At 66.1% G+C, this 14124-nt stretch carries 8 protein-coding genes and 1 rRNA gene; 4 read left to right on the top strand and 5 right to left on the bottom strand.

The genetic code is table 11. From position 1 onward, the window contains the following. Positions 1 to 68: 68 nt before the first annotated feature. The 5 genes from HDA45_RS08580 to HDA45_RS08600 all read right to left on the bottom strand — a co-directional run bounded on the left by HDA45_RS08580 (position 69) and on the right by HDA45_RS08600 (position 9899). Positions 69 to 1583: ribosomal RNA gene (locus tag HDA45_RS08580) — 16S ribosomal RNA — on the bottom strand. Between the two features lie 352 nt (positions 1584 to 1935). Next, positions 1936 to 3180 carry a low temperature requirement protein A gene (locus HDA45_RS08585; protein ID WP_184893485.1) on the bottom strand — a complete coding sequence of 415 codons (1245 nt, stop codon included), beginning with the start codon at positions 3178 to 3180 and terminating at the stop codon, positions 1936 to 1938. Between the two features lie 457 nt (positions 3181 to 3637). Beyond that, complete coding sequence (locus HDA45_RS08590) at positions 3638 to 5110, bottom strand: MFS transporter (RefSeq protein ID WP_184893487.1); 1473 nt, start codon at positions 5108 to 5110, stop codon at positions 3638 to 3640. After that, a complete protein-coding gene (dnaE, locus tag HDA45_RS08595) occupies positions 5110 to 8691 on the bottom strand; it encodes a DNA polymerase III subunit alpha (protein WP_184893489.1) in 3582 nt (1193 codons plus the stop codon). The genes HDA45_RS08590 and dnaE overlap by 1 nt, the downstream gene beginning before the upstream one ends. Before the next feature lie 203 nt (positions 8692 to 8894). Next, positions 8895 to 9899 (bottom strand): plasmid pRiA4b ORF-3 family protein, encoded by a 1005-nt coding sequence (locus HDA45_RS08600; protein ID WP_343072033.1) that lies wholly within the window; start codon positions 9897 to 9899, stop codon positions 8895 to 8897. A gap of 213 nt (positions 9900 to 10112) precedes the next feature. Here HDA45_RS08600 and HDA45_RS08605 point away from each other — a divergent pair, with 213 nt between their 5' ends. The 4 genes from HDA45_RS08605 (at position 10113) to HDA45_RS08620 (ending at position 14115) form a co-directional block, all read left to right on the top strand. Then, entirely contained in the window at positions 10113 to 10514 is a 402-nt protein-coding gene (locus HDA45_RS08605) for a nitroreductase/quinone reductase family protein (RefSeq protein WP_184893491.1), read from the top strand. A gap of 541 nt (positions 10515 to 11055) precedes the next feature. Next, positions 11056 to 11727 carry a FadR/GntR family transcriptional regulator gene (locus HDA45_RS08610; protein WP_184905444.1) on the top strand — a complete coding sequence of 224 codons (672 nt, stop codon included), beginning with the start codon at positions 11056 to 11058 and terminating at the stop codon, positions 11725 to 11727. A 4-nt stretch (positions 11728 to 11731) separates the two neighbouring features. Beyond that, a complete protein-coding gene (locus HDA45_RS08615; protein ID WP_184893492.1) occupies positions 11732 to 13165 on the top strand; it encodes an amino acid permease in 1434 nt (477 codons plus the stop codon). Then, the gene (locus HDA45_RS08620; RefSeq protein ID WP_184893494.1) at positions 13162 to 14115 is read left to right on the top strand and encodes an asparaginase; all 954 of its coding nucleotides are present in this window, start codon (positions 13162 to 13164) and stop codon (positions 14113 to 14115) included. The genes HDA45_RS08615 and HDA45_RS08620 overlap by 4 nt, the downstream gene beginning before the upstream one ends. Positions 14116 to 14124: the final 9 nt, after the last annotated feature.

The following is a 14124-nucleotide window of genomic DNA, read 5'->3' on the forward strand; positions in this document are numbered from 1 at the left end:
TTGAGTTCCGGCCACCCCATCATTCTGGTTCCGGGTATCCCGGGAACGATGGATGTGTTGCTCCTTAGAAAGGAGGTGATCCAGCCGCACCTTCCGGTACGGCTACCTTGTTACGACTTCGTCCCAATCGCCAGTCCCACCTTCGACCACTCCCCCCCTTGCGGGTTGGGCCATGGGCTTCGGGTGTTACCGACTTTCATGACGTGACGGGCGGTGTGTACAAGGCCCGGGAACGTATTCACCGCAGCGTTGCTGATCTGCGATTACTAGCGACTCCGACTTCACGCAGTCGAGTTGCAGACTGCGATCCGAACTGAGACCGGCTTTAAGGGATTCGCTCCACCTCGCGGTATCGCAGCCCTCTGTACCAGCCATTGTAGCATGTGTGAAGCCCTGGACATAAGGGGCATGATGACTTGACGTCATCCCCACCTTCCTCCGAGTTGACCCCGGCAGTCTCCCACGAGTCCCCGCCATAACGCGCTGGCAACGTAGGATAAGGGTTGCGCTCGTTGCGGGACTTAACCCAACATCTCACGACACGAGCTGACGACAGCCATGCACCACCTGTACACCAACCACAAGGGAAGCCCTATCTCTAGGGATGTCTGGCGCATGTCAAGCCCAGGTAAGGTTCTTCGCGTTGCATCGAATTAATCCACATGCTCCGCCGCTTGTGCGGGCCCCCGTCAATTCCTTTGAGTTTTAGCCTTGCGGCCGTACTCCCCAGGCGGGGCGCTTAATGCGTTAGCTACGGCACGGACAACGTGGATGTCGCCCACACCTAGCGCCCAACGTTTACAGCGTGGACTACCAGGGTATCTAATCCTGTTCGCTCCCCACGCTTTCGCTCCTCAGCGTCAGTATCGGCCCAGAGACCCGCCTTCGCCACCGGTGTTCCTCCTGATATCTGCGCATTTCACCGCTACACCAGGAATTCCAGTCTCCCCTACCGAACTCAAGTCTGCCCGTATCGCCCGCACGCTCCACGTTAAGCGTGGAGTTTTCACGAACGACGCGACAAACCGCCTACGAGCTCTTTACGCCCAATAATTCCGGACAACGCTCGCACCCTACGTATTACCGCGGCTGCTGGCACGTAGTTAGCCGGTGCTTCTTATCCAGGTACCGTCACTTGCGCTTCGTCCCTGGCGAAAGAGGTTTACAACCCGAAGGCCGTCATCCCTCACGCGGCGTCGCTGCATCAGGCTTTCGCCCATTGTGCAATATTCCCCACTGCTGCCTCCCGTAGGAGTCTGGGCCGTGTCTCAGTCCCAGTGTGGCCGGTCACCCTCTCAGGCCGGCTACCCGTCGTCGCCTTGGTAGGCCATTACCCCACCAACAAGCTGATAGGCCGCGGGCTCATCCTGTACCGCCAGAACTTTCAACCACCCCCCATGCGAGGAATGGTGATATCCGGTATTAGACCCAGTTTCCCAGGCTTATCCCAAAGTACAGGGCAGATTGCCCACGTGTTACTCACCCGTTCGCCACTAATCCACCCGAAGGCTTCATCGTTCGACTTGCATGTGTTAAGCACGCCGCCAGCGTTCGTCCTGAGCCAGGATCAAACTCTCCAACAATGTCAAATTTGATCGAGGCAAATAAATGCTCTCAAAGGAACCTCTTTACGAGGTTACAAATACATAAGCTCTACTGGCTTAGTTCACTAGCACACTGTTGAGTTCTCAAGCAACACACCCCGAATCGCACCAGGCAAAACCCGGCCTTATCCGAAGCAGTTATTTCTTGGCTTTTGTTCGGAGCACACCCTAACACCTGCTCGAAACTGCCGTTTCAGCGGGGGGTAAGGTTACCTCTCCGGTTCGGGACCACCCACTCTACCACCATCCGGTGGGAGCTTGGTTCGTGTTCCCGGCGGCCGCTCGGTTTCCCTGGCGACGAAGAGAACATTACACGGCCCGAAAACGGCTTTTACAGGGGGGTCCCTTTTTTCGCGCCGAGGCTCTGACCTGCGTCGATCTTGGGTTCACCCGGAACTGGCTCCCCGTGCGTCGCGACGACCGTCAGCACGACGAGGGCGGCGGCGAGCCCGGCGGTGATGTGGATGGGCGCGGGAGTGAACGACGCGGCGAGCACGAGCGCGGCGGTCACCGGGAAGCCGATCGCGATCGGACGGCATTCGTTGGTCGGCCCGATGTGCATCAGCCAGACGCTCAGCAGGTAGATCGCGACGGGCACGGTCGTCGCCATGGCGGCGGGCAGTGCGGCGACGTGCCCGGTGTGGGTGTCGTAGTCGACCGCGACTTCGAGTCCGGCGCCGAGAGCGGCCGCCGAGGCGAAGATCAGGTAGTGCCCGTAACCCCAGCTCGCGACGGTGAACAGGCTCTTGGCCTTCTCGAGCCTGGCGTGTCCCGGCTGGTCGAAGTACAGCCACCACAGGGAGAAGAGCAGCACGAGCCCCGCCGCGGCGAGCGAGATCAGGCTGCCGGTGTGCTCACCTTCGTCGAGCCCTTCCTTGACCGCCGTGGTCGCGCCGAGGATGGATTCACCCAGCACGATGATCGTGAACAGGCCATAGCGCTCGGCGATGTGATGCGGGTGCCAGCCCGTCCAGCGTTTGCGTTCGGCGATCACCGGGACCGCGAGCTCGGCCAGCAAGAGCAGGAAGAACGACGGCAGTGCCAGTGACTCCGGCAAACCGAGGCGGACGATCCACAGGATCTGGACGATCGTGATGCCGACGGCGTACCGGAGGGCGGCCGGGCGGCATTCCGGATCGGTCCGCGCGGCGCGCAGCCATTGGACGACCATCGCGAGCCGCATCAGGACGTAGCCGGCCACCATGATCTTGAAGTCGCCCTCGAAGGCCGACGAGACGCCTGCGGCGACGGTCAGCCCGCCTGCGATCTGCACCAGCGTCACCAGCCGATACGGGACATCGTCGGTGTCGAACGACGACGCGAACCAGCTGAAGTTCAGCCAGCCCCACCAGATCGCGAAGAACACCATCCCGAAGCTGAGCACCCCGTGCCCGATGTGGTTCTCGGCGATCGCGTGGTGCAGGCCGGCCGCGGCCTGCGCGACGGCGACCACGAAACACAGGTCGAACAGCAGCTCCAGCGGGGTCGCGACCCGATGCCCTTCACCCGAATCCCGCATCCGCATGGGCCGGTACCAGACCCGCAGTCGATTCCGCCCCACAGAATTCTCCGCCATCGGTGCTCCTCGCAATCTCGAACTCGCGAAGATCTTCGCAGCCGGAGGCGGTTCACACACTCGGAGAAACGCGCGGCGGGTGGGTCCGGGCCGGGTGCACCTCCCCAGGCGTCCCCGCGCGGACCCACCCGCGCGATTGCTTCACCGGCGCTCGGCTGGTCAGTGGTGGTGAGCCGGGTGCCGCCGTACGGTCCCCCGCGGACGCCGACGGCCGTCCACCGGCTCGTGACCGTGGGTGTCCATTCCTGAGAACTCCGGACTCACCACGATCGCTCCAGCCGATCGATCCATCCCCGATCGATCGACAGAAATACCACTGTCGGTAGCCAAGACACAGCAGTGAAGGCTCCGTAAGGTGTACCCGGTTGCTCTGAGTAGCACCAGAGCTTGACGACGTCAGTCACTCGGATGGAGCATCCGCTCTCGCCGACCGTAGTCGTCGGCACGCCTGGATGACTCAGCCGCGTTGACTGTCGGCGGCGGCCCTGTCGGCTTCCTCCCGCTCAGTGAGCAAGCGCCTGTTCCGGCGCGCGCGGAGCTCGATCACGGCGAGTAAGAGCGCCGAGCAGGTCAAGGCCGCGGCGCACAGCATCGCCACCGTCAGCGCCCACGGATAGCCGCCGTTCGCGCCCAGTACCGCATGGAAGACCGAGGCCAGGACGACCGTGCCGATCGCGGTGCCGATCCGCTGGCCGGTCTGCAACGCTCCCCCGGCCACGCCGGCCATCGACGTCGGCACGCATTCCAGGGTCAGCGTGGTGTTGGGCGAAATGACCATGCCGCCGCCGATCCCGCCGACGAGCAGCGGCAGCGCGAACCACCAGCCCGCCGCGGGGCCGGGATCCTGACCGGCGAGGAAGGCGATCGACAGCATCCCGGCGATCACCATGACCAGCCCGGTGACGGTGAGCTTGCGTCCCCACTTCGGCACCAGCCGTCCCGCGATCGCCGCCGACACGGCCGAGCCGAGGGCGAAGGAGGTGACGGCGAGTCCGGACTGCAGCGGCGTGTAACCGAGTCCCTGCTGGAAGAAGATGGCGAAGACCAGCCACATACCGGTGAACCCGCTGAAGTACAGCGCGCCGACGGCGGCACCCGTGGCGTATCCGGGGGTGCCGGTGAACAACCGCGTGTCCAGCAGCGGCGGACGGCCGCGCCGCACCATCGAGCGTTCCCAGCGCACGAACGCGAAACCGAAGACCACCGCGACGACGAACAGCCACCACAGGCTGCTGAGCCCGCCCTGTTCGGATTCGATCAACGGGAGCAGGACCCCGAGTACGGCGACGCCCAGCAGCATGATGCCGACGAAATCGATCTCGCCGCGCAGGCTTCTCACCGGGCTCTCTGCCTTCGGGAGCCATCTCAAGGCCAGGATGAACGCGAGGATCCCGATGGGCACGTTCACGTAGAAGACCCAGCGCCAGCCTTCCGGGTCGCCGAAGACGGCGAGGATCACGCCTCCGAGCACCGGCCCGACGGCGGTCGAGATCCCGACGGTGGCACCGAACATGCCGAACGCGCGGCCTCGCTCCGCGCCGCGGAACAGGTCCTGGATCATCCCGCTGTTCTGCGGCGTCATCATGCCCGACGCGACACCCTGCAGGAGCCGCGCGATGACCAGTGTCGTCTCGTCCGGCGCCGCGCCGGCGAACGCGCTGGTCAGCACGAACGCGGCGAGCGCGAACAGGAACATGCGGCGGCGGCCGAGCGCGTCGCCGAGTCTGCCGCCGGTCACCAGCACCAGCCCGAAGGCCAGCGCGTAGCCGGAGACGACCCACTGGATCCCGCCGCTCGACGCGCCGAGGTCCTTCTGGATCGAGGGCAGCGCCGTGTTGACGATGCTGACGTCGAGCAGGCCCATGAACCCGGCGGCGAGGGAGACGGCGAGCGCCTTCCAGCGCCGCGGGTCGGGTTCGTAGGTGCTCATCAGGTGCTGGCGGCGATCCCGGGGATGCCCTTGAGCTCACCGATCAGCATCGACGTCACCTTGACCGGATAGTCGTAGAGCGCGAAGACGGTCTGGTTCTTGCCGACCAGCTTGAGGTGCACCGGGGTTTCGCCCTTGTGCGCCAACAGGGTCTGCTTCAGCTCGCTGACCACCGACTGGTCGATCTTCTCCGCCGCGGCCAGCAGGACGAGCGGCAGGTCGTCGTCACCGTTGCCGATCTCGGACAGGTCGAGCGGCACGAGCCCGCCGCCGAAGATGGACATCTTGTCCTCGCGCCAGTTCACCCGGCCCTTGACCAGGACCGCGTTGTCCTCGATGAGGTCGGCGGAGAACATCGCGTACGACTTCGGGAAGTAGAGGACCTCCAGCGAGGCGTCCATGTCCTCGACCGTGCAGATCGCCCAGGGCTCGCCCTTCTTGTTGACCCGGCGCTCCAGCGAGGTGATCAGCCCGGAGATGATCAGCTCGCCTTCCTTGGGCGGGTCGGCGATGATCGCGGCGATCGGCCTCGGCGCGTGTTTGCGCAGGATGCGCTCGGCGCCGTCCAGCGGATGCGCCGAGACGTACAGGCCGAGCATCTCCCGTTCGTAGGCCAGAAGCTGCTTGCGCGGATACTCCTCCTCGCCGAACTTCAGGTGCGCGAGCGGCGAAGAGGACACGGCCTCGGCGTCGTCGTCCCCGCCGAAACCGAAGAGGTCGAACTGGCCCATCGCCTCCTGGCGCTTGAGCGGGACCACGGCCTCGACCGCGTCCTCGTGCACCTGGATCATCGAGAGCCGCGTGTTGCCGAGCGAGTCGAACCCGCCGGCCTTGATCAGCGATTCGATGACCCGCTTGTTGCAGGCCACCAGTTCGGATTTGTCGAGGAAGTCGGTGAAGGTGGAGTACTTCCCCTTCTCCTCGCGGGTCTTGATGATCGACTCGACGACGTTCGCGCCGACGTTGCGGACGGCACCCATGCCGAAGCGGATGTCCTCCCCGACGGCCGCGAACCTCAGCGCCGACTCGTTGACGTCCGGCGGGAGGACCTTGATCCCGAGGCGGCGGCACTCGGAGAGGTAGACCGCGGATTTGTCCTTGTTGTCACCGACCGAGGTGAGCAGCGCGGCCATGTACTCCGGCGTGAAGTTCGCCTTGAGGTACGCGGTCCAGTAGGAGATCAGGCCGTACGCGGCCGCGTGGCTCTTGTTGAACGCGTAGCCGGCGAACGGGAGGATCGTGTCCCAGAGCGCCTTCACCGCTTCCGGCGAGAACCCGCCTTCGATCAGCGAGCTGGCCTTCATCCCGGCCTCGAAGCCCTCGTACTCGAGATCGAGGACTTCCTTCTTCTTCTTACCCATGGCCCGGCGGAGCACGTCCGCGCGGCCCATCGTGTATCCGGCCACCTTCTGGCCGATGTGCATGATCTGCTCCTGATAGACGATCAGGCCGTAGGTGTCGGCCAGGATCTCCTTCAGGGGCTCCTCGAGCTGCGGGTGGATCGGCTTGACCTTCTGCCGATTGTTCTTCCGGTCGGCGTAGTCGTTGTGCGCGTTCATGCCCATCGGGCCGGGGCGGTACAGCGCGCCCACCGCCACGATGTCGTCGAACACCGTCGGCTGCATCCGGCGCAGCAGATCCCGCATGGGCCCGCCGTCCAGCTGGAACACGCCGAGCGTGTCCCCCCTGGCGAGCAGCTTGTACGTCTCCGGGTCTTCGACGCCGAGGGTGTCGAGGTCGATGTCGACCCCGCGGTTGGTCTTGATGTTGTCGATCGCGTCACCGATGACGGTGAGGTTCCGCAGGCCCAGGAAGTCCATCTTGAGCAGGCCGATGTTCTCGCACGACGGGTAGTCCCAGCCGGTGATGATCGAGCCGTCGTCACGCTGCCACAGCGGGATGGCGTCGGTCAGCGGGTCACAGGACATGATGACCGCGCAGGCGTGGACGCCGGCGTTGCGGATCAGGCCTTCGAGGCCGCGGGCGGTCTCGAAGATCGTCTTGCACTCTTCGTCGGTCTCGACGAGCGCGCGGACCTCGGCGGCCTCGCCGTAGCGCTCGTGCTTGGAGTCGACGATGCCCGAGAGCGGGATGTCCTTCGCCATGATCGGCGGCGGCAGCGCCTTCGAGATCCGGTCCGCGATCGCGTACCCCGGCTGGCCGAAGTGGACGCGGGCGGAGTCCTTGATGGCCGCCTTGGTCTTAATGGTGCCGAAGGTGATGACCTGCGCGACCTTGTCGACGCCGTACTTGTCGGTGGCGTAGCGGATCATCTCGCCGCGTCGGCGGTCGTCGAAGTCGATGTCGATATCGGGCATCGAAACGCGCTCGGGGTTCAGGAACCGCTCGAACAGCAGTTTCTGCGGGATCGGGTCCAGGTTGGTGATACCGAGGACGTACGCGACCAGCGAACCGGCGGCCGAACCACGGCCGGGGCCGACGCGGATGCCGACCTTGCGGGCGTAGTTGATGAGGTCGGCGACGATGAGGAAGTAGGCGGGGAAGCCCTTCCCGATGATGACGTCGAGCTCGATCTCGATGCGCTCGTTGTAGTACTCGTCCGGGACACCCTCCGGGTATCGCCACTTGAGGCCGCGCGCGACCTCTTCCCGCAGCCAAGTGCCCTGGTCGTAACCCTCGGGAACCCCGAAGAACGGCAGCCGGTCCTTGTGCGTGTACACGTCCTTGTAGGACTCGACGCGCTCGGCGATCAACAGCGTCGAGTCGGCGGCGCCGGGGACTTCCTTGTCCCAGTACTCCCGCATGTCGGCGGCCGACTTCAGGTAGTAGCCGTCACCGTCGAACTTGAACCGGTTCGGATCGTTCAGCGTCTTGCCCGCCTGCACGCACAGCAGTGCGGAGTGCGTGTCGGCCTGGTCCTTGGTGACGTAGTGCGAGTCGTTCGTGGCCAGCGGCCGGATGTCGAGCAGCTTGCCGATCTCGAGCAGGCCCTCGCGGACCGACCGCTCGATCGGCAGGCCGTGGTCCATCAGCTCGAGGAAGAAGTTCTCGCCGCCGAAGATGTCCTTGTAGTCCGACGCGGCCTGGATCGCTTCGGTGCGCTGCCCCAGCCGGAGGCGCGTCTGCACCTCACCGGACGGGCAGCCGGTGGTCGCGATGATGCCTTCGTGGTTCTCCGAGATCAGCTCGCGGTCCATCCGGGGCTTGCGGTAGTAGCCCTGCATGCTCGCGAGCGACGAGAGCTTGAACAGGTTCCGCAGCCCTGTCGCGTTCGCGGCGAGCATCGTCATGTGGGTGTACGAACCGCTACCCGAGACGTCGCCGCCTTCACCGAACTCGTCGGAGCCACGCTGGTTGGCCTGACCCCAGAACACCGGCTTCTTGTGGAAGCGGCTCTCCGGCGCGACGTAGGCCTCGATGCCGATGATCGGCTTGAGCTCGTGCTTGACCGCCTGCTGGTAGAACTCGTCCGCGCCGTACATGTTGCCGTGGTCGGTCATCCCGACCGCGGGCATGCCCAGCCGCGCCGCCTCCTTGAACAAGGGGGCGATCTTCGCCGCACCGTCGAGCATCGAGTACTCGGTGTGCACATGCAGGTGGACGAAGGAATCGTTCGACACCAGCGAAAACCTCCCCTAGGCAGACGGATCCCTGGCTGCGTGACGCGGGCCGGTCCTCCCACCTTATGCGCCGGAGAAACTCGGCGCCCGGGCGGGCCAGCACCTCGGCGAGGGCCAGTCTGTACCTCCGACGAGCCGTCGCCAAGCACCCACGCGGCGCGGGTTTCGCGATGACCTCGGTTACCCCCGAACGGGGCGCTGGGTCAGCCGAGCCGGGACAGCCGCTCGTCGACCACCTCCTTGTCGAACCACTCCGGATCGAACCCGTGGCCGCCCAGCTCATCGAGCAGTACTTCGTTCTCTTCGTCGTACGGATCGCGCAGCGCCTCCAGCAACGTCTCGTAGCCGCTCGCGTCTTCGCATTCCGACGGCGGGGCGGCGCGTTCGCCGTCGAGGCAGCTCGGCGCTTCGGGGAGGGCGACCGTCCGTTCGACGCGGATCCAGTGCCTCCAGTGCCCCGACTCGTAGACGAGCCTGTGGCCGGGCGAGGTGATGACCTGCCCCAGGGTCACTTCGTCGTCCAGACGGTCACCCTCACCGCTCTGGGCGTCGGCGCTGAAGCCGCCGTACGCGGTCTCGAACCGGTGATACCGCCGCTCGTCGCGGTCGAACGCGGCCGCGAGGATCCGGTGCAGCCCGGCGAGGGTGACGTCGGAGCGGACTTCGAGCCGTCGCCAGATCGCGTCGTCCAGCTCGGACAGGGCGACCGTCAGCCGGAGTCCGGTGACCGGCATGGGCGAGGGCAGGACGAGCGGCAACGGATCGGCCGACGACAAGCGGGGCAGCGGTTCGTAGGCGGGAAGACCGAGCCATCGGCGCAGCTGGGCCGCGCGCTCGGGCAGATCGGGCCTCGGATCTGTCCCCAGCTCCAGGAGTTTGGGGACCCTTTCCCGAAACCAGGCGTCGCGATCCGCCTTGGCGATCAGCGCGGCTTCGACCTGGCTTCGGAACTCCTCGGGTGTCAGCGGTGCCTCTGTCACCTCGAAGCCACCGCGAGGCACCGCCAGGGCGTCCGCGGGGTCTGGGTGGAGCTCGATCACGTCGACCTCGCGATCGTTGACCATCACCTCGACACCGACCGAGCGTTTGCCCGCGGTCAGCGTGGCGGCCAGGACCACCCAGTCCTGATCCACCTGGCCTTGGACGACACAGTCCGACAGCTCGATCGGTCCGTGAAGCAGCTTCGGCCAGCGCTCCACCCTGGCCACGTCCAGTGGCGTACGCGTCCGGTGGGAACGCTGGTTCTTCGGTCGTTTGGCGGGCCTGCGGCCACGGCTGACGGGGGACACACGATCAGTATCGCCAGCGGCACCGACAGTTTTCGGCGTCGTGAGCAGCCATGATCCAAAAGTGCTTGCCGACCTGGGCGCGGATGGGCAGACTGACCAGCCGCCAAGATCACCGAACCGCCCGGAGAGTTGATGATCGACCTGCAGGCCATGAACGAACGCGTGATCGCGGAGTTCCGCGCGAACGGCCGCCACGGGGAGGGGCTCCCGACACTGCTGCTCACCACCACCGGCGCCCGCACCGGACGACGGCACGTGACGCCGATGCTGTTCCTGGCCGACGACGACCGCTACGTCGTGTTCGCCGCGAACGGAGGTGCTCCCGGACATCCGGACTGGTACCGCAACCTGGTCGCGGAGCCGTCCGTCGACGTCGAGGCGGACGGAGAGGCCTTCACCGCCCACGCGGCCGAGATCACCGGAGCGGCTCGGGACCGTCTGTTCGCGAAGCAGGCGAAGGCGTTCCCGCGGCTGGCAGAGCACCAGTCGATGACCAGCCGGCCGTTCCCGGTGATCGCGCTCAAACGGGTATGACACGGGTGTGATCCGGGTTAGGACCGCCCTGCCTCAGGTACCTGCTGGGTTCTGACTGCTTCCGTGAAGGGCCCCTTGCCTACCCTGAAGGTAGGGAAGGGGCCCTTCACGGACCTGCGGATCGCCACGCCCGCCCCAGCAGCCACACCGGAGCCGCGGGAAGGGGTCCTTCACGCGGCTCCCAAGTACATGAAGGCCCCCTTCCTTGCGCTTAGCAAGGAAGGGGGCCTTCATGTACTTCAAGCGGGGTCAAGAACGGCGGCTGCGTGGGAAGGGGTCCTTCACCTCGCCCCAGACCGGTACCGCGCTGCGTGTGACACTGGCCACCCCAGCGAGGAAATCCGGTGTCACGACAGAGCTTCGCGGCTGCGAAAGCGCCCAGTACGGCTTCCGATTACCCCGTCGAGGCCGACCTCGCAGGATGGATCCGAGACCTCGGCTGATCGCTTGACAAAGCGTTGAGCCGACCGCACGATCTCGTCTCATGAACCTGTCTGACAGCCAGACAGCCGGACACGGTGGTCCACGACGCGTCAGCGCGATGGAGGCCGTTCTGGCCCACCTTCGCGGCGCCATCGAGCGCGGCGAGTACGAGATCGGCCACAAGCTGCCGTCGGAATCCGCGCTCGGCAAGGAGTTCGAGGTCAGCCGTTCGGTCGTCCGCGAAGCGCTGCGGGGACTGCAGGCGCTCGGGCTCACCGTGTCCAAAACGGGCAAAGGGACCTTCGTGACCGCCAGCGGGCCGGTCGAGAACCCCACCTTCGGGACCTACTCGGCCCGTGACCTGTTCGAGGTCCGGCGCCACGTCGAGATCCCCGTCGCCGGGTACGCGGCCTTGCGGCGCAGCACCGACGACCTCGACCTGCTCGGCCACCTCGTCGAGCGGATGGACCTCGAAACCGACAACACCGCGTGGGTGGCGCTGGACTCCCTGTTCCACATCACCATCGCCCAGGCCTCGGGAAACCCGGTGTTCGGCAAGGTCATCGAGGAGATCCGGGACGCGCTGGCCCGCCAGTCCTCTTTTCTCAACCAATTGGGTGGCCGTCGGACCCGGTCGAACACCGAGCACCGTGAGATCGTCACCGCCATCGCCTCCGGTTCCGAAGCGGACGCCGTCGCGGCGATGACCTCTCATCTCGAGCACGTCGAGAACGCCCTCACCACCATCGTGCGGCCCGGCCACACGACGCACCAGAACAAGGACGACTGACACCGTGACCGAACAGACCCTCAGCGCGGACACCGCGCCGGTGCCGGCCGACGCCGGTGACGCCGGCTACGACAAGGCGTTGAAGCCCCGCCACGTCAACATGATCGCGATCGGTGGCGCCATCGGCACCGGCCTGTTCCTCGGCGCGGGCGGACGGCTCGCGCAGGCGGGCCCCGCGTTGGCGATCGTGTACGCGGTCTGCGGCCTTTTCGCGTTCTTCGTGGTGCGTTCGCTCGGCGAACTCATCCTGTACCGCCCCTCATCGGGCGCCTTCGTTTCCTACGCCCGGGAGTTCATGGGCGAGAAGGGCGCTTTCGTCGCGGGCTGGATGCACTTCCTGAACTGGTCGACGACCGGTATCGCGGACATCACCGCGATCGCGCTGTACGCGCATTTCTGGTCTTTCTTCACGCCGATCCCGCAGTGGGTGCTGGCGCTCATCGCGCTCGCGGTGGTGCTGGCGCTGAACATGGTGTCGGTCAAGCTGTTCGGCGAGATGGAGTTCTGGTTCGCCATCATCAAGGTCGCCGCGCTGGTGACCTTCATGGGGATCGGGATCTTCCTGCTGGTCACCCAGCAGCCGATCGACGGCCAGACCCCCGGTTTCTCGCTGATTTCCGACAACGGCGGCATCTTCCCCGCCGGGCTGCTGCCGATGGTGCTGATCGTCCAGGGTGTCGTGTTCGCGTACGCCTCTGTCGAACTGGTCGGCGTCGCCGCCGGTGAGACGGAGAACCCCCGCAAGATCATGCCGAAGGCGATCAACTCGATCATGTGGCGGATCGGGATCTTCTACGTCGGATCGGTGGTCCTGCTGGCGATGCTGATGCCGTGGGACTCCTACTCGAAGAACGAGAGCCCGTTCGTCACCGTGCTCTCGCACATCGGGGTGCCGCAGGCGGGCAACGTGATGAACCTGGTGGTGCTGACGGCGGCGCTGTCCAGCCTGAACTCGGGGCTCTACTCGACCGGCCGCATCCTGCGGTCGATGTCGCTGGCCGGATCCGCGCCGAAGTTCACCGGCGTGATGAACAAGAACCACGTGCCCTACGGCGGGATCCTGCTCACCGCCGCGGTCTGCGTGGTCGGTGTCGGCCTGAACGCCGTCGTGCCCAGCCAGGCCTTCGAGATCGTGCTGAACTTCGCGGCCGTCGGCATCCTCGGCACCTGGGCGATCATCGTGCTGTCCCACCTGATGTTCGTGCGCAAGGCCAAGCGCGGCGAGGTGGAGCGCCCGTCGTACCGGCTGCCGTTCTCGCCCTACACCGAGATCGCGACGCTGCTCTTCCTCGTCGCCGTCATCGTGCTGATGGGCTTCGACGAGGTCGGCCGGATCACCCTGTTCTGCCTGCCGGTCATCGCGCTCGCGCTGGTGGCGGGCTGGTTCGGGGTGCGCAAGCGGATCAACATGGACGTCTTCGAAAAGACGAAGCTGTGATCCCCGAGATCCGCGTTCCCGCGCACGAACCGCTGGTGCACCTCCTCCGCGACGGAATGGTCGAGGGGGTGCACCACGGTTCGGCCGTGATCCTGGCGCCCGACGGCCGTGTCCTGTTCTCGGCGGGCGACATCGAGGCGGCGTTCTATCCGCGTTCGGCGGCGAAACCCTTGCAGGCCACCGCGATGGCCCGACTCGGGGTGGACTTGAGCCCGGCGGGATTCGCCGTCGGCGCGGCCAGCCACTCGGGCGAGGAAATCCACCTTTCGGAGGTTCTCAGGACGTTGGACGGCGCCGCGCTCACCGCCGCGGATCTGCGGACGCCCGAGGATCTGCCGTTCGACCCGGTCGAACGGGACGCCTGGGTCGCCACGGGACGGACGGCTTCGAGGCTGGCGCACAACTGTTCCGGCAAGCACGCGGCGATGCTCGCGACCTGCCGCCTGCACGGCTGGTCCACAAAGGACTACCTGGATCCGGGACATCCGCTGCAGCGCGCGATCGCGGACTGCGTCGAGGACCTGGCCGGGCAACGGATCCCCAAGGTCGCCGTCGATGGGTGCGGCGCTCCCCTGTTCGCGGTCTCGCTGCGCGGGCTCGCCCGAGCCGTCGGCAAGATCGCCGCCGCCGCGCCGGAAACCCCGGAAGGCCTTGTGGCCGAAGGGATCCGGAAGTATCCGGAACTGGTCGCCGGTACCCGCCGCGACGTCACCGCGCTCATGCGCGCGGTTCCCGGCCTGATCGCGAAGGACGGTTTCGAAGCCGTCCAGGTCGCCGCGCTGCCGGACGGCACGGCGATCGCGATCAAGATCGCCGACGGCGGTGACCGGGCCCGGCGGCCGGTGCTCGCCGCCGCGCTGGCGCTGTGCGGCGTCGAGCAGGACGTACTGGAGCCGACCTCCGGTTTGCGCGTGACGGACGCGCTGGCCGGACACCACCTTGCCGCCTGAGGAGCCTTC

Origin of the sequence: Amycolatopsis umgeniensis (assembly GCF_014205155.1) — a bacterium.
GTDB classification, from domain to species: Bacteria; Actinomycetota; Actinomycetes; order Mycobacteriales; family Pseudonocardiaceae; genus Amycolatopsis; species Amycolatopsis umgeniensis.